The organism is Methanosarcina sp. A14, assembly GCF_001729375.1.
Classification (GTDB): Archaea; Halobacteriota; Methanosarcinia; order Methanosarcinales; family Methanosarcinaceae; genus Methanosarcina; species Methanosarcina barkeri.
Genome location: NZ_LZPK01000173.1, coordinates 1 through 19693, shown reverse-complemented (window position 1 = coordinate 19693; position 19693 = coordinate 1). Strand labels below are relative to the sequence as shown.

Sequence of the window (19693 nt, the reverse complement as noted above, 5' to 3'; positions counted from 1 at the left end):
AGAAATATATTTCTTCCTATTTCTTTTTTAAACTTGATTAATGATTTTATAAGAGAGTCTGTATTCTTTTTAATTCCTAAATCATACCAATAAAAGTCTCCGTTTTCAGTGTAGAATCCTCCAATGTTGATTTTAGCTTTTGAACCATTTATAAATTTAATAGGTTTAGAGCCTTTTATTGCCCAACATTTTGATCTGTTTGAATCTACATAAAAACTACTTTCATCCTGGGTGACGAATAAATGATTAGGATTTAGGAATCTTTTTTTTGATTTCAGCAATAAATTCGTTTGTTAATGCCTGATTTCGCCTTTTTGATTGAGGTCTACATGTAATTCTACTAAACCCTAAATTTTTAATAATTTGTCTCATTCTTGATTTGGAATAAGATATTCCAAATTTCTCTCTGACAAATTGAATTGCATCTTTTGTTTGCCAACCGCGAGAAAAACCATCGTCTGTTGGGATAGGTTTTGAGAATGCTTTCCTTAATTCAGAAAGTTGCTCTGCAGTTAAATAGGACTTTACTCCTCTACCAGGTTTACATTTAAGGCTAGACAAACCTTCTTCTTCAGCTCTTTTCATCCAACGATGAACTGTTGAACGGTGAACTGAAAAATCTTCTGCAACTTTAGCTGGACTCAAACCATTTTTAACCAACAATAATGCTTGAAGTCTTAACTTCTCATTGTTGTCACTGGAACGACATATAGCTGTGGCAATATCAGAAGTAGTAAACATCTCTAAGCTCATAACTAAATTAATATAATCATATTAAATATATAAATGTTGCATTATATAATACGGTGACTATAAGTCCTAATAACATTATTCAATTGATTGTTATACTTCTGATACTGATGCCTGATTATTTATCTCTGTGACTGTGAATTTTATAGTAAACTCCGTTCCATTATTCCCTTTCAGTTCAAGTTTTCCCTCTAACTGGTCGACAAGAGAAGTTACAAGCTGGAGTCCCAGGCTATCAAGGTCTTCAATGTTAAGGTCTTCGGGTATACCGATGCCGTTGTCTGCGACGGATAGAACATAAGCAGTACTTACAAATTCCTCGTTCTTTCTTTCTCCGTTTCCCTCTTTGTGAAGTTTAATTCTTATTTCTCCTTTATCCCTGCCGGAAAATGCATATTTAAAGGAGTTTGAAACAATTTCGTTGATAACTATCCCCAATGGAATAGCAGTATCCATATCTAAGAAAATGTTTTCTTCCAGGTCAAAATTTAAACTAACATCGGTCTTGAGACTGTATGTTAGGAGTAGATTATTAGCTAATTCCTTTATGTATTGCGAAAAGTCAAGCAAATCAATATTTTTACCTTTGTACAATTCCTCATGTATAAGAGCAATAGAAAGAACTCGATCAATACTTTCTTTGAAAGCTTTCGATACTTCCGAATCTGTGATAGTCTTTCTGCCTTTAAACAAATCAGCCTGAAGATCCAGAAGGGATGAGATAACCTGAAGATTGTTCTTGATTCTGTGATGTAATTCCTTCTTACGGGCAATTTCGAAATTCCTGAGAGCTTCTTCAGCTTTTTTGCGTTCGGTTATATCTCTTGAAATGAACGAGAAAGCTGTCAGCTTTCCATTAGTATCAAAAACCGGAGAAAGAGTTATTGAGACATATATTTTCTTTGCGTATTTCCTTAACCTTAAAGTCTCATGTTGGTGAATCGTTTCTCCCTGTTTAATTAATTCTATTAATTTCAGAGTTTCTTTATCTAAATGAGGTGGAGCCAAAATGGATACATGCTTTCCGAGAATTTCTTCCGCGGAATAACCATAAACCCCTTCTGCTCCTTTATTCCAGCTGGTAATAATGCCATCAAGTGATAAAGTTCCCACAGCGTCCAGTGATGATTCCACAATATTTGCCAGGGTCTTAATTCTCTCTTCAACGATTCTAAGGTCTGTTATATCTTGTGTTGTTCCTCTAATCTGGACAGGATTATTTTCCTTATCGAAAACAGTTTCACCTTTAGAATGGGCTATGCGCTCTTCTCCATTGGATAGAATTATTCTATGATCAGTACTAAAGGGTTTTCCGCTTAAAGCTCCTTTAACGGCATTATCGACATAATCTTGGTCATCTGAATGTAAGTGACTTAAAAATAAGCCATAATTTACTTCAAACTCTCGAGGCTTAAGTCCAAAAATCCGATACATTTCATCAGACCAATGTAATTTACCAGTTACAAAATTCTGCTCCCAATTTCCAATATGAGCCATTTCTTGAGCATCAGAAAGAAGTTCTTCTTTTTCTTTCAATGTACTGTAAGCTTTTTCAAGCTCTACGGTACGTTCTTGAACTTTTTCTTCCAATGTTTCATTTGCTATTTTAAGGGCATTTTCTGTATTCTTGAGTTGTGTAATGTCTGTAAAAGTGCAAATTATAATGTTAATGCTACCATCGGGGTTTAGCAGAGGTTCGGTACTAGCAAGCGTCCATACCCAATCATCTTGCGAATAACGACGTATGCCAATGACCTGATTCTTTACAGGCTTGCGATTAATCCTGGCGTACTGTACTGGGTGAGACTCAAACCTCAAAGCATTACCATCCTTATCAACAACATCCCACGTATCCCAACTAAGGTCTTGAATCTCTTTATGCTCAAGCTCTTGTTCAGAGACATTGAAAATTTGCAGAAATGCTGGATTATATATTGCAAATTTACCCTCGCCATCAATGAGAAAAACACCGGATTCTAGATCCTGCACCAGTGCTTTAAACCGCACCTCACTTTCCTTTAATTCTTGCTCAGCCAGTTTGCGCTCCTGTTCAACCTTTCTCCTCTGCAGAACTTGTGTCACCGCCGGCGCAATAGCTTCGAGATCCTCCTGTTGCTCATAGCTATAGCCACCTTCACGGTTTGCTACAGCAATTGAACCTATCGTTTTTCCTTCCTGAACAAGGGGAACACCAAGAAACGATGTGATTGGCGGATGCCCTTCAGGCAAGCCTCTGCTGTCTGGGTACGACTGTGGATCATTGGTAAAAAAGCTTTTCTCGTTGATTATGACACTGCCATACAAACCATGTACAACATAATCTCTAGGGAAAGTAAGATGCCCTGTCTTGTCGTACATACGACACTGTTCCCATGCCAGCTCACTTTTTGCAATATCATGCAGTAGCCCATCAGAACCCATTTCAATAATAAAACCAAACTCGCTGCCTGTCACTTTCAGGGCTACAGATAGACATGCTTCCCCCAATTTTTCTTCTGTTTTTGCCTGCACCACATTGCTGAAGATCCAATTGATTCCCTCTAAAATACGGTTGTATCTGCGAATCCGGTGCTCTCCTTGATTGCATTCGGTGATGTCGCGATTGCTGCCCCTTCTTCCAGCGTAGCATCCCTTACTGTCATAGAAAGGCTGGCACTGGTGGTGAATACATCTTATTTTGTCATCTTTAGTTATAATTCGAAACTCGATATTACCATGACTACTCGGTGGCGTATTATGTCCATACTGGAAAAATGCCTTTTGATCGTCAGGATGTATTATTTCTTGGAGCAGATCAGGTTTGTCCATGAATTCCCAGACAGCGTATCCTGTGACCCGCTCGCAAGAAGGCGATGTGTACAGTAAACGGCCATCAGGATCCATCCAAAATTCCCAGTCGAAAGTGTTATCTGCTACGATACAATATTTTTCCTCGCTCTCCCGAAGTTTTTCTTCAAGCACTTTTTGGTCACTTATATCGAATCCATAAATGTTTACATACTCTTCTTCGGGTAAGGGTTGAAACGTGGCTAAGTATACTTTTTTTCCCACTTTAATTTCCATTTTATTCGGTCTATTCTGGCAAAGTACCCTTTGCGCAATATCTCCAATATAGGAAGGCAGTTTGTCTCCGATTTCCACACCCCATCGGAGTAATAAGGTCTTAGCTGCCTCATTTGAGTAAAGAACAGTACCATCCTTTTCAACACTAAGTACAGGATTGGGGTTTTTCTCAGGAAAGTGTTGCATGCTAGCTTTCATTTTCCCATATGACTCCATCTCTTTAGTCGCACTATGCCTATCGTTACTAATTGTTGACCCACTCACAATAAAAGATGTTTTTTAATTCAAAAAATTATATAATTATACTAAATTTAAAACTTTCTATTATAATAAATATCGTTAATCGCGAAAAATAATTGACATAAGTAATTTTCAAAAGAATTTATAGTCTGAGAATTAATATATTTTTTTATACGAAATTTTAAAATATTTATTTCATTTGAATACCTCGCTAGCTTGCTGTGGGAATGAAAAACTTCTCCGAGAACCGTTGTTATGTAACTTCCTTATATTTTTAGCTACATTTGTACTTGTTTTATCCTTCAATATCAATATGCGAGTGAAAGATATTAATCAATTTTTTCATAAAGCAGCTGGCTGTGTGGTTACTTGTAGCACTTAGTTTATTTCGGAAACGAGGTTAGGAGATAACTTTGGAATAAATCAATATTTAGCCCACAATTTTTATCTTGATTTCCTTCTTTTTTAACTCTAACAGCAAATCAAGATTGAATGTCAACTAGCCAGCAGGAAATAATCTATGACTAATTCAAAGTTATTCGAAAAAATATTGATAGCAACTGATGTATCTGAAAAAAATAAGTCTGCGGTTGAAGCAGCCATAAAAATTGCCTGTGCATGTGGGTCCACAGTCTATGCTATCTATGTAATGGATGAGAGCCTCATGAAATCTGCTATTGAAGTTTCAATTGCAGGAAATCTATATAAAAGAATTAGAAAAGAAGAGGAAGAAGCAGTCAATTGGGTAAAGGAAACTGCACAGGGTGTAAATCTTGAGACCTTCATACTATCTGGCAGACCAGCTCGTGCAATCACTGAATTTGCAGAACAAAAAGAAGTTGATCTAATTGTTGTTGGAACTCAGGGAAAAAGTGGAATTGGAAGATTTTTATTAGGCAGTCTTGCCGATGAGGTTATAAGAACTGCTGGCTGCCCGGTACCGACGATAAAAAGTCGAAAATAAGGCTCTATAGAAATCTTCTCTAAACCTATTTCCATTAGACTCACGTGAACTACTCCTCCCTGAATCCTCTGCCTTTCGGGTTAGTTTCAAGTGAGAAGCTCCTAGTTCATTCCTTTCTCTTTTGAGAACAAGTTCCCAAACCCATCCCCGTGTTCCGCAGGTGTCAAGTAACTATAAGATTTTGATTTTGAAGTGAGAATTTTTTGATATTGATTGCAGCATTAATATCCTTATCATGTTTTGTATTACAATCAGGACATTCCTATTCTCTAGCATTAGGATTCAGATTAGGGTTATAATATCCACAGACATTACAAAGTTTAGATGAGGGTTCAAACTGTCCTATTCTCAGGATAGTTTTACCGAACCATCCTGCTTTGTATTCTAATTTTGTAACAAAGCTACTCCATGCAGAATCACTTACAGCTTGAGCTAAACAATGATTTTTTTGCATGCCTTTAATACTCAGTGTTTCCAGCGCAATAGCTTGGTTCTCGCTGATAAGTTTAGAAGAGAGTTTATGCTGGAAATCGTTCATCTAATTGCTAATTTTTTATGGAGTTTTGAAAATAGCAGTCTTGCCTTCTCTCGATTTTTAGAACCTCTCTCGATTTTTAGAACCTTTAACTTTTCTACTTACTCTTTTTTGCGGGACTTTCAACCGGTTAAGAGAATTTTTCAAGTATTTAGGGTTCTCCATTTTTTCTCCTGTAGAAAGAACTGAAAAATCTTTGATACCAACATCTATTCCTACTTGTGGTAGATTCTGAAAATTCCTGTTTTGTAGGCTGTTCTTATCCATCTTCCACAAGAATACTTATAAAATATTTTTCAGTGTAGGATCTTGAAATGATTGCTGTTCTATCTTGAAATGATTGCTGTTCTATCTTGAAATGATTTCTGTTTTATCTTGAAATAGTTGCTGTTTTTAGAGTACCTTCAACCGCCTGTGAAGAATTGCTTTAACTTCATCAATCCTAGGAAGTTTTACAATACTCTTTTCAAAATTTACTGCATAATGTTGTGGCAGTTGATATGACTGAACAGGATTTTTCTTAGTTCAGGCGCCAGTACATAATTCAAACTGGCTGATTTTGATAAGAAGAAATCATTGAATGCTCGAATAAGTTTATTCAAATGAGTTTCCTACAATCGGTACTGCTTCTTGAATTTCAGATTTGTAAAAAAATATAATAGCTGCTTGCGAGAAAACGGTTAGAGATGGACAAGAAGAAGGGAATGAAACTTATCCTTCATGATAATCGTTTTGGTCGTGGTGTGTGAAATGAGGCTTTAAAATCTACCCGCAAGCAACCGGATTCTTATTACCTATAAGTAATATTTATACTTTGTTGTAGTTAGGATTTTCATTATAACATATACGAGTTATTCAATAGGTGCATGTAACAAAATATTTTTCAACAGTGCTTTTTTCCCATGATAAAGCTAATATTCTCACATATCCATACTTACTTGAGAGAGAACCTGGGGGCATGAAGGATTATTCTACCGCTCGATGAAAACGAAGCTTTGGAACTGGGACTTACTCTGATTAATGAGAAGAACGAAACCGAAATCAAAGAAGTCCTTAACTACCTCTTTGAGCTTGCACTGAAATATGCAAAAGAAGGGCAGGAAACCGACACAAAAAGATTGATTGAATATATGAATAAGATAGGGAAAGCGGCAGCTATTGCCAGGCTTGAACCAATTGTTGTCAATACACTTCTCCTTTTTCCTCAGGTTGCCACAGAAGCATGCAAGCAGAATATGGAAAATGCTCTTGTGAGCATAGCACTCGCATTCGGAGAGATTGGAAAGGTCGCAGCAGAACAAAAAATGGAGACTCCCGCAAAGATCGCAGCTTCCTACCTTGGCGAGATGGGAAATACCGCAGCTTCACGAAGAGCCAAAAAGGGAACAATTGCGGTTATTTTCGCTCTTGGGGAGATCGGAAAAAGCGTTACATGGCAAAAGCTGGGTGATGTTGCAAGCAGCACAGTTGTCCTTCTCGGAGAGACCGGAAAGGTTGCTGCAAGTCAGAAGTTTGAGGATGCGGTATTAAATGCCGAACTGTTGCTGCAGGAGATAGGAACAGGGGCGATTGAAAAAAACCTGAAAGAAACTGCAGACATGAGTGTGCGCTCTATCCAGGATATAGGAAAAACTGCAGATCGCCAGGGACTTGATAAGGCTTTGCTTCAGGCAGCCTATTCACTCGAAGCAATTAAATTTAATGCTGAGGACCGCTATCTGATGAGTGCATCCATAGTTGCCGAAGTAGCTCTCCTTCACTTTGAAAGATTGAAAATTGAGAGACTGGAAGATAAGCTGAATAAAATTTCCAGGGGAAAGAAAAGATCACCAGGTACAGGTTTGTGAACTGTTACGCTCAGTATAACACTATTCATATTGAGTTACTCAGTTTAATATTAAATCGCAACCTGCCTTCTTTACAGGGAAAGGAGTGCAGGAAAGATTATCTGGCCGTAAGGTGCATTTTCCCGATATAAACTTTTAGTGGGGTGTTCTGAACGTCTATTTCAAACGAAACCGGGGCAACAGATCTCGGGCTAACTTCAGTTAAGGAAAATGATGAGCTTGGCGTATTACGATCCATAGATTTCCTTACGGAACGAGGAACCGAATACATAAATAGAAAACTCGAGCCCGACGCAAAAAAGACTGTTATCTGCATAAGAGACATAGGTAGCGCGGCTGTCTTTCAAAATATGGAAATTGGGGTATTTTTATCACTTTTTTCACTTGGAAAAATGGCTGAAATTGCAAGAGAGCAGAAAATGACTGACACCGGTTTAAGTATCCTTTACTCTCTCTGTGCAATCGGTAAAGCGGCGGTTGGGCAAAATATGGAGTCTGCGGTCAGGATCGCAGTCGCATATCTTGGAGAAATTGCGAACTCCGCCTCACTTCAGAAGACGGAAAGAGAGGCACTTGCTGCGGCTCTTGCTATAGGATCCATAGGAAAAGAAACTTTCGGGCAGCAGAGAATCCAGGTCCCGGAAAATGAAGGATTTCTTCCTCCAAAGTCATGTATCCTCTTATCTCGACCTCCTGGAAAAGAAGCTATTCTCTTCTCCAGAGAATTTCCGGGTATTTTTAGCCTGCTTGCTCAACAGGGAGGAGAAACTGATTCCCTTCAGGATATCCCTGTCCTTTTGGAGAGTGAATCTTCTTATACAGGTTTTACCGACTTTGAGAATCTAATCATAAGAGCTGCCAATTCTCTAGGAACAATGATTTTTGAAGTTAAAGAAAAATTTTTAATAAGTCACGTGCTTATGACAAAACTTGCTCTTGACACTCTCAATGGGTCTGAATATATACACGAAGCCGAATCTCTTGATTGAAAATTTATAAAACTTTAAAGTACTGTTTGATTCTAATAGATTTGATTCTAATAGATTTGATTCTGATTGCGTTCCAGGAAATCCCTGGATTTCATGGGAACTGTTAAACTGAGAATCGACATAACTGATTCAAGGGGCTGCATCGGTATAATACTTAATATGATGCTAATTATAGCGACTGTTGAATGGCGTGAGAAATTCAGGAAACCTTAACATTTAAGGTATATTTTTCAGAATATATATTTCATAATGATTTTTATTTCAATTATTCCTCTTACAAGTTATCATAAAAAATAAGTTTTATTTTTTTGGTCAAGTTTATTAATTTCAACGGTTATTGGTCTATTAATAAGAAAGACACTCAGGCTATTCTCATAATTTTCCAATTTATACTTTGGACAGCAATTACTCAAGCCGAGGCTGGGTTGTCACTGTAAATTTGTCACTGTAAATAACAGTGGAGATAATAACAGTGGGAACGGAAATTATGCTTTGATCCAGGAAGCTGTTAATAATGCACATGAAGGGGATAGGATCCTTGTAAGCCCTGGTGCGTACAGGGAAAATATAATAGTCAACAGAGAACTTACAATTTTCTCCCATCCCATGCTCTCAGGCAGCCAGAATAACCGTACTTATATTATAGATACAGTTTGACAATGCGATCTTCACTATCAGCTCAGATAATGTGACAATATGTGACAATAAATGTCTCAGGGAAATAAGCTTGCTTATAGACAGAGTAAGGGCAAGAATTGTTGGACTTGATGACAAAGAAGTGTACGAAAAAGTTATGGAAAACGCCCTTAACTATGAGGAAAAAGACAAAGAGGGATAAAAGAATCCTTTGATTGGTACGTAATTTTGACTGAATTCAAAATTTACTTTTTGAAAAAAACGGAAACTCTTTTTTGAACGAACTGCTTCAGTTACAAAATAGTAACACTAATAACCTCGTAACTTCATAGAATAAGCCTGACTCCATTTCCTGCGCAGTCCGTATATCTTACGCAACAATCTGAAATTGAAAATATGCGATGAAACATACAGGCAAGAATTATAAAATCTGCGGGAAAAAATTGAAGCTTAATGTTTTCTATCAATAATAACGGATGCTACCAATAACGGATGCTACCAATAACGGATGCTACCAATAACGGATGCTACCAATAAGAGGGATACTAACAATAAAAAGGGGCAAAAAGAATGATTACATTAAATGAGGCAGAGGCGGTTGAAGTAAGTTTATCTGCAGTTGATGAGGGAGATGAAAGCAGAGCTTTCCAGGCCCTTGATTCTCTTACAGGAATTGCGGCGGATTTTCTTTCAGAGAATGAAGAGGCAGATGCCGAGAGAGTTATCCTATCAATTGAGAGTGGTGCACAGGCAGCTGCAGAGAGAGAGATGGAGCTTGTTACGATCAATTCTATCCTGTCCCTCGGGAAACTGGCAAGGAAAGCAGCAGACAAGGGACTTGAGTCTGCCCTGGACAAGACCTTCATAGCAACAGGAAAACTGGGAAAAACTGCAGCTGTACATTCGCTTGAAGCCGGTTCAAAAGTCGCTGCTACAACCCTAATGGAGATTTGGAACTTCTTCCCAGAACAATGGGATCAGGAAAAAGTAATTGCTTTTTCTTTGCTCTTTAAAGAGATCGGAATCTCTGCTGCCAAACACAATATGGAGGACGTTGTGCTCAGTGCAGTAACCGGTCTTGGAGAGATCGGGAAAAAGGTTGCAGCAAAAAACCTTGAACTTGAAACTGTAAGCAGCCTGCTTTTGCTTGGGGAAATAGGTAAGATTGCGGCAGAGAGTTACTTTGATGAAGCTCTAAGTTCAACAGCACTTTCCATAGAAGAGATTGGAAAACTATCTGTAAAGAAGAAACTTAATGACGCAGTTTTGCAGTGCCAGTGGGCACTTGAGACTCTGCGAGTCCAGGCCGAAGAAAAGGTATTAAATAACTCTTCAATCGTGGCTGAAGTGGCTCTGGATAATTTTAAAAATATCAACTATACGGATTCCGAGGAAAAAGTGGAGAAGTTCCAGGTAATAAAGAATCTTCAGAAAAAAATCCAATCTAATATGGGAATTCAGGAGTAAGAAACACTCTAACGCAGCTATATATAACTCAGCTGTTCATCTAAAGAATCGTTCATCTAAAGAATCGTTCATCTAAAGAATCGTTCATCTAAAGAATCCGTTTATCCAAAAAAATAAGTGCATAGTAAATTTTGAGTTCATGTTGATAGCCTGGTTTCACTCTGGCTTTATTTTTCAATTAAATTTTTACTTTTGACATGTTATGGACTTCGAGTTTTTCTTTCGGCTTTTGAATCCTGTAGCATATAAGAGAAAGTAATGTCATGTGTGGTTCCATATCTGGAGCGAATTAGGCAGGAAACAAGAAGTAGGTATTGGCGAAGCTGAAACAAGTGCCCGAATACTCTTTGAAAGTTTCTCACTTTTTTGAAACCATAAGTTTTAAATAAATTATTAAAGTAGTTCTCTAAAGCAAATTATTGCTTCCTTGATAAGTGCTTGAGGTTTCAAAGTGAGGTGTTATAGACAAAATGTTATAAGAGCAATTTAGATGCAGTCTGTACTATCACATAATACTATGCACTTTACTCCACTTAGCATACAACACAAGTTGTTCAGGCAGGAGGAAGGTAAGGAGTAGAACCCTTCCTCCTACCTCGAGGTTGATTTTACTCACGCAGGAGAATATGCCAGAAATCCGGCGTGAGTTTTTTACTCAGATGATATATATTATGCATGAAATGTATTTAACTCTTTCTATTATATAGCAATGTTGAGTGTTCAGGTCAGTTTTTATATGACGAAGCTGGTGAGCTCTCAATAAGGAAGGTTGTAAGCTTCCAAAAAAGTTACAAATCAAAAATAATAAAACAAAAAATTTGCAAAACTGTTTAGAAATTCTCATTTCAGGTTATACTTCCTGTAAATGAGCCTGCGCCAACAACAGGAAAATCTGAAAATTGCCAGGTAAAGGGATTTGCCAGGTAAAGGGATTACTGGTTCAGTTTACACTCACACATCTCTATAAGCGCCCCTTCTCCAATCCTTGACCCACGTGCAATAAGCATATCACCTGCCTGAACAACCGTATTGCCTTTCGGGGCGTAGACCCAGCGGTCAGCCCTTTTGATTGCCATTACATGCAGCCCGGTTTCTGTCTCAAGCTTCAATTCAGAAAAAGTCTTTCCGACTATAGGAGAGCATTTCTCTACCTGGAGCCTGGTTATAACCTCTTCGGAGTTTCTGACCGCGAGGGTGATAATGGGGTGAAGTTCTATGTCTCTGAGTACAGTATCCGCAATTCCGTAGGCAGCGTCGGAAATAGCTTCAGAGGCACTTGCAAGGTGGAGGATTCCCCTGAGCATGTTTACATCCTCAAAATGCTTTGCGGTTTCAAGCACCCAGTGCTGAAGTTCGTATTTCATAGAGTCCATTTCGGACTCCAGGGCACTAACCTCATACGCTATATCTTCGTTGTCAAAAAGAATAGCAGAGTATGCAAGTCCTACCGAGAGTTCGGACATATTCTTCATATCGACGATAATATCCACGGCATGCTCAAGATCTTTTAAAAGCTTATCGTGCTCGATCTCCTTTGGTACAAATTTCTTTGTTGTGGCCATCTCGAAAAATAGCGTGACTCCTTCATCATGCCCTCTGGCAATCAAAACATCTCCCTGCCGAAGGCGGGTTTCTTTGTCAGGGTCATAAATCCAGTCCTCATTTCTCCTGATAGCAATAATCCACATACCTGTCTCGATATCAAGTTCGAGGTCACCAAGTGTACGTCCTACCATTGAAGATTCTGCGGCGACTGTTGCCCTGACTATGGTCTCTTCCGCTTCCCTGAGAGCGACTTTCAGTTCCATCGGAATTCCCATATTCATAAGAACTATTTTGGCAATGTCGCCTGCAGCATTAGCGATATTTTCCGAACACGCAGCAACCTGTAAAACACCCAGGAGGCCTTCGGCCTCATCAACCCTGCGTGTGCTTAACATCGCGGCCATCTTAATGTGATAATCGAGGGTATCCATCTTATCTTCAAGATTGAGTACCTCTTCTGCAACGTCCTCATCATCGTAAATCATTGCAGAGTATGCAAGGTCTACCATGAGTTCGGAAGTATCCTTCATCTCAGTCAAAAGATCTTTGAGGTTCTTTGGACTGTATCTGAATTCTTTAGGGAACATGGTCTCTAGATCAACTCTACCTTATGCTGGTGTATATGAGTATATACTTAATAGTAATTATTAATTATTACTTTTAGAGTATTCAGGTTTTGAGAACCTGGATAAAATATTATGAACTAATTATATTAGAACTAACATTTAATTAATATGTTAAACTGTTTTTATAAAATATTTAATAAGTAAAGGGCTACAAAAATTCCCGTAACCCCAACGAGGTCTCCAAGGCTTGCAATGAAAGGAATGACCGTATCATCAGGATCTATCCCGAATCGGTGGGAAATAAAAGCTATGGCAACAGTTGCAGAATACACGACGACAAGTTCTATGATAACGGCAATGAGGCTGATTTTCAGAATGATGAGATAAGGCATCCCAAACCCTAGGAAACTGCTTGCCATAAAAACCAGTATGCTGACAGAAATTGAAGAAACAAATCCTACGATTGCAGCTGCAATAACACTATTGTGTACGACCGGATTACTTCTGAGATTGTCTCCAAGCCCCATATGGAAAGCCGAAGAAAGCCTGGCTCCAAGCATGCTGCCGGTATCTCCGCCGATCTTGATAAGAGAAGGAATAAGAATCAGTATCGCTGGCATAGATATAAGGCTTTTTTCTCTGGAATTCAGGATCTGCCCTACAACAATTCCCATCACACATGTAACTATAAGTACTGGTAACCCGCGCTGAATGATGCCGTTTATTGTGTAGTAAGGAGTCTGACGCCCTGTTTTCCTCAAAACATCACCACCAGTTTTGCTGAGAGGAAAAGCATGAGCATAGAAACAATATCCCCGATAGTTGCAATCGAAGGCGTAACAACATTATCAGGATCAAAACCAAATCTGAACGTCCCTATGGCAAGCAGAGTTGCAACAAAAGAGAGAATTAGCCCGGAAGTAAAAGCTGAAATCACGCATATAAGAGTAAGTTTAAAGACACCGACACTTTCAAAGCCCAGAGCAAGGGTTACAAAGTGCCCGAGAATTCCGAGAATAAAAGCGGTAACAACACTCAGGATAAGGGAACCGGAGATATTATTCATGAGTTCGGGATTATGCCTGTCGATCTCTGTTATTAGCCCCAGGTGAATTGCACTGCCAAGTCTTGAGCCAAGGGTAGAGGAAATATTTCCCCTGAGCCCCAGCACACCGGGGTAAATCACAATTAATCCCGGTATCATTTCAAGTTCTTTTGTCATCCCCGAAAATATAATTCCTGCAGCCACCCCTCCAACAGTAGCAATAAGTTCAAAAGGCAACGCCTCACGTACTATTGACGAAACACTAGCGTACTCGCTCAGATATTTATCAATATACTGGGATTCGAAAATATCTTCGTCCCTGTGAGACTCTGAGGGCATGCGCTTGTATTATACACTAATAATATTAAAACAATCGCTAACTTCAAAAAAAAGGCTGTCAAAAAAATGTTTATCCTTCAGACTCACTTCACTGAATAATAAGTAAGAGAATGTTCAGTCCCAACTAGCTCGATAAGTTTTTTCGGTTTTCGGAAAAAAGATAATAACTTGCAGCCGTTATTTCATAGTTAAAATTTGAAATAAAAGACATTGTACATTTTGAATTTTACAGGAGTATGGATTTAGGACGGCTGTCAATATATTTCTCGATGTCAATTATTGGACCCTCAATTTTTATTTCATATTTACGGGGAACTTCTTTAGCTTCATAGAAATTTACGTTAATACCTTCATTGAGATACTTTTTTTTGACTGTATTATAAACTAATTTAGCATCTTCATGAGGTATTCTCATGCCGAAAACAATACCTTCCAAATCTTCTTTTCGGTACTTCAATAATCCTTTTTCGAATTCATCAGAAGAAAGCAGTCCATTAATTATGTCATTGCGAGTAATAATCATTCTATATTCTTCTTCATAATGCCAATCACAAAACTTATTCAATAAACATTTGGTAATCTTCAAGTCACTATCAGTGTCAAAGTAATTTACAATAGGACAAATTTCATCTTTCTTCTTATAGGTAACTGTTAAAAACTTCTTCTTATTGAACAAATTGTGAAATGGATATACAACTGCTGATTGTAATGGAAGTGAATTATCACGACTATCAAACTCTAAATAATATTCACCTAATTCATTATCCCAATCTTTTTTAGATCTAAAACGAAGGCATATGCCTTGATGAGAATCAGCATAGTGACTCCACATTAAAATATTATCATCTTTTCCACTAAAACAGCAAACTTTCGGCAAAGATTTTTTTTGTGAATATCCATGAAGATCCCTCCATGAATACCCATTAAAATCAAGATTTATCTCCACTGCTGGGTCATAACAAATTAAATCTCCGTTTATTGTCATCTTGCCTTGAGCAATTGAATCGTCAATTATGTGTTCTGACTCTTCTTGAGTAAAACCATAAACATGCATAAGATGATTAATATGCTTTTTTCTTTTTCCATTCAAGCACCAATATGTCCTAGAATCATAAGGGTCATTAAATTTATCGGGCCTTCTGAAAAATAGTTGATTATTAGCTAAGTTCTCTATAGCATAAATTATATCCTTGCATTTGCAGTCCTTTTCTGTTTTAAGACTTTGATATTTATAAAATAATTTTTCTTCTACCATTAGTATCATAGTCGGATGATATATTTTTGAATATAAACATTTTGAAGTTAAGCAGAAATTGGATTTTCAAATATGAACTTTTAATGTAAAAGTGTGACAATAATAAACAGAGTGCAAGAAGTCGGTTAACTTTAATAAGTCTAAAAATGTTAAGTTTTCAACCTTTGGAACTATGCGGATAATAAATTAAAGAGTAGAGGACCAAAATCAGTTATATCAGTTTTTTTCGGTTTTCGGAAAAAAGATAAATAACTTGCAGCCGTTACCTTATATACATGGTAGTAGGGATCACAATGATAAACGTGCTGCCAGGTTATGAAAAGGCAGCATACCGAGAATTGAAGAACATCGAGGGAATTAAGGATGTTTACCATGTCTTTGGGGAGTATGACTTTGTAATAATAATAGATGTTGAAGACATGACTATCCTGAACGACGTGGTAGATAGAGTCAGGGAAAGCGAAACCGTAATAACCACCAAGACAATTGTCGGAGCAGAACTTTAATTCTCCGGCTAAAAAATTAGCGCATCCTGTCAGGATAAAACAGAAGGAACGACAAAACGGAAGCAACATATTTTTTAGCAGGTCATGGCTTTCTACCTTAACCATTTATTGAGACCTAAACTGTTGGGTATTATTTTAAAAAAAATTTAAAATGGTTTTAAAGAATTTAAACCTGCTTGAAACAGTCAGTAATGGAGAAAAATGTTTTAAAAAACAGATTTGCTTTGTGTTTTATAAAGTTAGTTTTTATAATATGAAACTGTTTTCCTGCGTTAGAATGATATTTTTTCATGTTGTAAAACTATTTTCCTATGTTTTTAGCGGGTACTTTAAAAATATATGAAACTATTGAAATCTACCACGTAAAGAAGCCGAAACACATAAAATAAACAGAAGGTATACTGTTGTCAGAAAATAGTGAAGCGCTAAAACATTAAAACGCTAAAACATTAAAGCGCTAAAAGAATAAAAGACCAGAAAAGTAGACCACTAAACCAGTTAGTACTAGACAACAGCAAAACACGAAAATCGCAAAGCATTAGAATAGCAAAATGGTATAAAAGTAAAAATAACGATGGGATTACTTTTAAGGCAAAATTCCTGCTTTAGATATTTGTAAAAAATATTTAAAGCAATATGAAGTTACATTGATTTTCCAACCTGAGGTAAATTTTCATGGAATTCACCATTGCAGAAGAACTTGCCAAAAATCAAAAGTCAATAAGTGTCGCAGAATTTTTTGAAAAAAATCGACAGATCCTGGGTTTTGACTCGGCTCCTCGAAGCCTCATAACAACCGTAAAAGAAGCTGTTGACAATTCTCTGGATGCCTGTGAAGAAGCAGGAATTCTGCCCGATATTCTTGTCCAGATTGAAAGAACCGGACAGGACTACGTAACTGTTATTATAGAAGATAACGGGCCAGGAATTATAAAAGAACAAATCCCCAAAGTTTTTGCAAAACTTCTCTATGGTTCCAGGTTCCATGCCCTCAAGCAAAGCAGGGGACAGCAAGGAATAGGGATTTCTGCAGCCGTGCTCTATTCCCAGATGACTGCGGGAAAGCAGACGAAAATCCTCTCCAAAACCGGCTCCGGTAACCCTGCACATTATTACGAGCTTATGATCAATACCAGCACGAATGAGCCCGATATCCTGAAAGACGAGATAAAAGACTGGTTCCGCCCGCACGGGACTCAGATCGAGCTGGAAATGAAGGCTGCCTACGTAAAAGGAAGAAGGCAGTCCATTTACGAGTACCTCAAAGCTACTGCAATTGTGAATCCCCATGCAAGAATTACACTTATAGAACCTGACGGCAATGAGGAGGTTTTTGAAAGAGCTACGGATAAGATGCCCAAGCCAGCCGAAGAAATTCTTCCCCACCCTGAAGGTATAGAGCTTGGCACTCTAATGAAGATGCTCCATTATACTGAGCGCCAGAAACTTGCTCCATTTCTTCGCTACTCTTTTTGCAAAATTGGGCTGTTAACTGCCGAGGAAATTTGCAAAGCTTCAGGGCTTGACCCTGAGATCGACCCGCATGCCCTTGGCCGCCACGAGGCAAGAAAACTAATTGAGGCTTTTGAGAAAGTAAAGATCATGGCTCCTCCCACAGACTGTCTATCCCCAATAGGAGAAGAGCTGATTTACAGGGGGCTTGAAAAAGAAACGAATGTGGATTTCATTGCCACAAGCACCCGAAAACCCGCAGTATATTCAGGAAATCCTTTCGTGGTGGAAGTGGGACTCGCTTACGGGGGAAACCTTCCAAAAGAAGAAAAGATCAGTATAATGCGTTTTGCTAACCGTGTGCCTTTGCTTTACCAGCAGGGAGGCTGTGTGACCACACATGCCGTAGAAGACATTAAATGGAAACAGTATGGCTTAAACCAGCCCGGAGGAGGAGTTCCTGTAGGACCGGCTATCCTCCTGATACATGTTGCTTCTATTAATGTGCCCTTCACTTCAGAATCAAAAGATGCTATTGCTGACATTCCTGTAATCAAGGATGAGATTGACCTCGCGATCAAGGATGTTGCAAGAAAGCTCAAGCACTACCTGAGTAAGCAGAGTAACCTCAAGAAGCGTCGGGAAAAAGAGATTATTATTACAAAGGTTCTCCCTAAGATGGCTGTAAAGGTTGCTAATATCCTGGAAAAAGATGTTCCTGACATTAATCCTGTTGTTGCAAAGATTATGGGAAACCTGCTAGTACACAGAAAAGTGAAGAGGAACGAGGATGGGACTGCAGACGTTGTAATAAAGGTCAAGAATTTCGGAACCTCTGCCTACTCTTTCAGGGTTCATGAGATGCTGCCCTGGACAATACTCGGAGCAAAGCCTGAACCAAAGGTTGTGACTCTGGGCAATGATTACGATTATGTATGGGATATATCCGCAGCAACTGGGTCTTCAAAGGTGCTAAGCTACAGGATAGAATCTGCAACCGACAAAGAACTTGGAAAATTTCCGGACCTTGTTGTTGAAGGGCTTGAAGAAGAGCTTGTAACCGGGGCAAAAGCCTTTAAGGGGGCATAAAATGGCTAGAGGAATAGATAATAAAAAAGCTCAGAGAGATATCCTGGCAAGGGAAAAGCTGTTTGGGCTTGCAGAGAAGATTTACAACCAGTTTGAAGATGAGGTTGTCCCAAGCATCAGCCTCCCGAGCAGGACAAAGTCAAATCTGGAATATTCCGACGAGAGCGATGTTTGGGTCTACGGAGGCCGGGAAAGCGAGAGGAGTGCAAAAACCGTAAAAGGAGCATTCCAGCTCCTGAAAACCACTTATGCCACCGAGTTCCTTATAAACGAGCACCTTGCCCAAAACCGCGGTTCAACGCTTCGAGAACTTTACTATATCTCGGAAGGCTGGGAAGCTGCGAAATTCAAAGAACAGGCTGAGAGCGATCGTCTGATCGAAGATCTTGAACTCCTCACAAACCTTCAGAGAGAGTATTTCCATATGCGCCCTGAAGAAGACGGAGCTACCATGTTCGGACCTATTGAAATTACAGAACAGACAAATCGCGGAGAACGGAATATTCACTGCCAGAAGGACGTGGGGGAAGGAGGGTACCAGATCCCCTTCAATGTGGAAAATATCGAATTCAAAGCCCATGATGCAAGCATGATTATTGCTATAGAAACCGGTGGTATGTACGCACGTTTGATGGAAAACGGATTTGACGAAGCTTACAATGCGATCCTTGTCCACCTTAAAGGCCAGCCTGCCCGGTCAACCCGCAGGATTATCAAGCGCATGAACGAGGAATTAGGTATTCCCGTAGCCGTTTTTACAGACGGCGATCCATGGTCTTACAGGATCTATGCCTCGGTTGCCTACGGGGCTATAAAAAGCGCTCATCTCTCGGAATTTATGGCAACCCCCGCAGCCAAGTTCCTTGGTCTCCAGCCCTCAGACATAGTAGAATACGAACTCTCGACCGACAAGCTTACAGAACAGGATATAAACGCACTGCGGAGCGAACTTTCCGACCCGCGTTTCGAATCCGACTACTGGAAAGAACAAATTCAGCTCCAGCTCGATATAGGGAAAAAGGCCGAACAGCAGGCTTTTGCAGGAAAAGGCCTTGATTTCGTAACCGAGGTATACCTACCCAATAGGCTCAAAGATATGGGTATGCTGTAACGCCCGAGTCCCGTCACCCGAGTTCCGTCTCGGGAGGACGGTGCCTTTTTCGCTACCCGAGTTCCGTCTCGGGAGGACGGTGCCCTTTTCGCTACGCTACGCTTTGCTCAAGAGGGCTGAATTCGGGGGTAAGAAAGGCTATATCCTCAACGAGCTCAGGACGTCTGATTTACCCAAATTTCGTTTTGGACTATGCGACGGGCGCGGTTACAACCCTCTGTTTAAGGTTTGACTGCAAGCTTTTTTAAAAAAGGCTTGACCGAAAACCCCTAGTAACGTTTGAGTTTGATGAAC

Annotated in this window: 14 protein-coding genes and 2 pseudogenes; 8 read left to right on the top strand and 8 right to left on the bottom strand. The window is 39.1% G+C overall.

Annotated features, from left to right (window positions below; all coding sequences use genetic code 11):
* Window positions 1-753, bottom strand: a pseudogene (locus tag A9239_RS18280) (IS630 family transposase); the annotation flags it as partial.
* A gap of 90 nt (window positions 754-843) precedes the next feature.
* A complete protein-coding gene (locus A9239_RS09050) occupies window positions 844-4011 on the bottom strand; it encodes a PAS domain S-box protein (protein ID WP_048155430.1) in 3168 nt (1055 codons plus the stop codon).
* 562 nt (window positions 4012-4573) lie between these two features.
* Between A9239_RS09050 and A9239_RS09045 the strand changes: the two genes are divergently transcribed.
* Window positions 4574-5017 (top strand): universal stress protein, encoded by a 444-nt coding sequence (locus A9239_RS09045; RefSeq protein WP_048117725.1) that lies wholly within the window; start codon window positions 4574-4576, stop codon window positions 5015-5017.
* A 163-nt stretch (window positions 5018-5180) separates the two neighbouring features.
* Here A9239_RS09045 and A9239_RS18275 read toward each other — a convergent pair.
* Window positions 5181-6077: pseudogene (locus A9239_RS18275) on the bottom strand (RNA-guided endonuclease TnpB family protein); the annotation flags it as partial.
* Between the two features lie 470 nt (window positions 6078-6547).
* On the opposite strand from A9239_RS18275, the gene A9239_RS09030 reads away from it, so the two are divergent.
* Window positions 6548-7399 (top strand): hypothetical protein, encoded by an 852-nt coding sequence (locus A9239_RS09030; protein WP_230629176.1) that lies wholly within the window; start codon window positions 6548-6550, stop codon window positions 7397-7399.
* A 97-nt stretch (window positions 7400-7496) separates the two neighbouring features.
* Here A9239_RS09030 and A9239_RS19475 read toward each other — a convergent pair whose 3' ends face one another.
* Window positions 7497-7724 carry a hypothetical protein gene (locus A9239_RS19475; RefSeq protein ID WP_176722122.1) on the bottom strand — a complete coding sequence of 76 codons (228 nt, stop codon included), beginning with the start codon at window positions 7722-7724 and terminating at the stop codon, window positions 7497-7499.
* Window positions 7725-7749: 25 nt separating this feature from the next.
* Here A9239_RS19475 and A9239_RS09025 point away from each other — a divergent pair, with 25 nt between their 5' ends.
* The 3 genes from A9239_RS09025 (at window position 7750) to A9239_RS09020 (ending at window position 10491) form a co-directional block, all read left to right on the top strand.
* Window positions 7750-8388, top strand: a complete 639-nt coding sequence (locus tag A9239_RS09025) for a hypothetical protein (protein ID WP_176722121.1) — start codon at window positions 7750-7752, stop codon at window positions 8386-8388.
* 492 nt (window positions 8389-8880) lie between these two features.
* On the top strand, window positions 8881-9045 hold the full coding sequence (locus tag A9239_RS19470) for a hypothetical protein (protein WP_155396458.1): 165 nt from the start codon (window positions 8881-8883) through the stop codon (window positions 9043-9045).
* 549 nt (window positions 9046-9594) lie between these two features.
* On the top strand, window positions 9595-10491 hold the full coding sequence (locus tag A9239_RS09020; RefSeq protein WP_048117730.1) for a hypothetical protein: 897 nt from the start codon (window positions 9595-9597) through the stop codon (window positions 10489-10491).
* 932 nt (window positions 10492-11423) lie between these two features.
* Here the strand turns inward: A9239_RS09020 and A9239_RS09015 are convergent.
* The 4 genes from A9239_RS09015 to A9239_RS09000 all read right to left on the bottom strand — a co-directional run bounded on the left by A9239_RS09015 (window position 11424) and on the right by A9239_RS09000 (window position 15241).
* Entirely contained in the window at window positions 11424-12623 is a 1200-nt protein-coding gene (locus A9239_RS09015; RefSeq protein WP_048117733.1) for a potassium channel family protein, read from the bottom strand.
* A gap of 161 nt (window positions 12624-12784) precedes the next feature.
* Window positions 12785-13363 carry a magnesium transporter gene (locus tag A9239_RS09010; RefSeq protein WP_176722120.1) on the bottom strand — a complete coding sequence of 193 codons (579 nt, stop codon included), beginning with the start codon at window positions 13361-13363 and terminating at the stop codon, window positions 12785-12787.
* Entirely contained in the window at window positions 13360-13986 is a 627-nt protein-coding gene (locus A9239_RS09005; protein WP_048117735.1) for a magnesium transporter, read from the bottom strand. The genes A9239_RS09010 and A9239_RS09005 overlap by 4 nt, the downstream gene beginning before the upstream one ends.
* A gap of 226 nt (window positions 13987-14212) precedes the next feature.
* Window positions 14213-15241, bottom strand: a complete 1029-nt coding sequence (locus A9239_RS09000) for a DUF2971 domain-containing protein (protein WP_048117738.1) — start codon at window positions 15239-15241, stop codon at window positions 14213-14215.
* Between the two features lie 293 nt (window positions 15242-15534).
* Here A9239_RS09000 and A9239_RS08995 point away from each other — a divergent pair, with 293 nt between their 5' ends.
* From A9239_RS08995 to A9239_RS08985, 3 genes are all read left to right on the top strand, one after another.
* On the top strand, window positions 15535-15747 hold the full coding sequence (locus A9239_RS08995) for an Lrp/AsnC ligand binding domain-containing protein (RefSeq protein WP_080941462.1): 213 nt from the start codon (window positions 15535-15537) through the stop codon (window positions 15745-15747).
* Window positions 15748-16422: 675 nt separating this feature from the next.
* A complete protein-coding gene (locus tag A9239_RS08990; RefSeq protein ID WP_048117745.1) occupies window positions 16423-18288 on the top strand; it encodes a DNA topoisomerase VI subunit B in 1866 nt (621 codons plus the stop codon).
* 1 nt (window position 18289) lies between these two features.
* Entirely contained in the window at window positions 18290-19399 is a 1110-nt protein-coding gene (locus A9239_RS08985) for a DNA topoisomerase IV subunit A (RefSeq protein WP_048117747.1), read from the top strand.
* The last annotated feature ends 294 nt before the right edge of the window (window positions 19400-19693 follow it).

Excerpts from the sequence above, each read along its gene's own strand:
- A9239_RS09050 (WP_048155430.1), bottom strand. The coding sequence starts at position 4,011 with ATGAAAGCTAGCATGCAACACTTTCCTGAGAAAAACCCCAATCCTGTA.
- A9239_RS09045 (WP_048117725.1), top strand. The coding sequence starts at position 4,574 with ATGACTAATTCAAAGTTATTCGAAAAAATATTGATAGCAACTGATGTA.
- A9239_RS19475 (WP_176722122.1), bottom strand. The coding sequence starts at position 7,724 with ATGTCTCTTATGCAGATAACAGTCTTTTTTGCGTCGGGCTCGAGTTTT.
- A9239_RS09025 (WP_176722121.1), top strand. The coding sequence starts at position 7,750 with ATGGAAATTGGGGTATTTTTATCACTTTTTTCACTTGGAAAAATGGCT.
- A9239_RS09020 (WP_048117730.1), top strand. The coding sequence starts at position 9,595 with ATGATTACATTAAATGAGGCAGAGGCGGTTGAAGTAAGTTTATCTGCA.
- A9239_RS09015 (WP_048117733.1), bottom strand. The coding sequence starts at position 12,623 with ATGTTCCCTAAAGAATTCAGATACAGTCCAAAGAACCTCAAAGATCTT.
- A9239_RS09005 (WP_048117735.1), bottom strand. The coding sequence starts at position 13,986 with ATGCCCTCAGAGTCTCACAGGGACGAAGATATTTTCGAATCCCAGTAT.
- A9239_RS09000 (WP_048117738.1), bottom strand. The coding sequence starts at position 15,241 with ATGGTAGAAGAAAAATTATTTTATAAATATCAAAGTCTTAAAACAGAA.
- A9239_RS08995 (WP_080941462.1), top strand. The coding sequence starts at position 15,535 with ATGATAAACGTGCTGCCAGGTTATGAAAAGGCAGCATACCGAGAATTG.
- A9239_RS08990 (WP_048117745.1), top strand. The coding sequence starts at position 16,423 with ATGGAATTCACCATTGCAGAAGAACTTGCCAAAAATCAAAAGTCAATA.
- A9239_RS08985 (WP_048117747.1), top strand. The coding sequence starts at position 18,290 with ATGGCTAGAGGAATAGATAATAAAAAAGCTCAGAGAGATATCCTGGCA.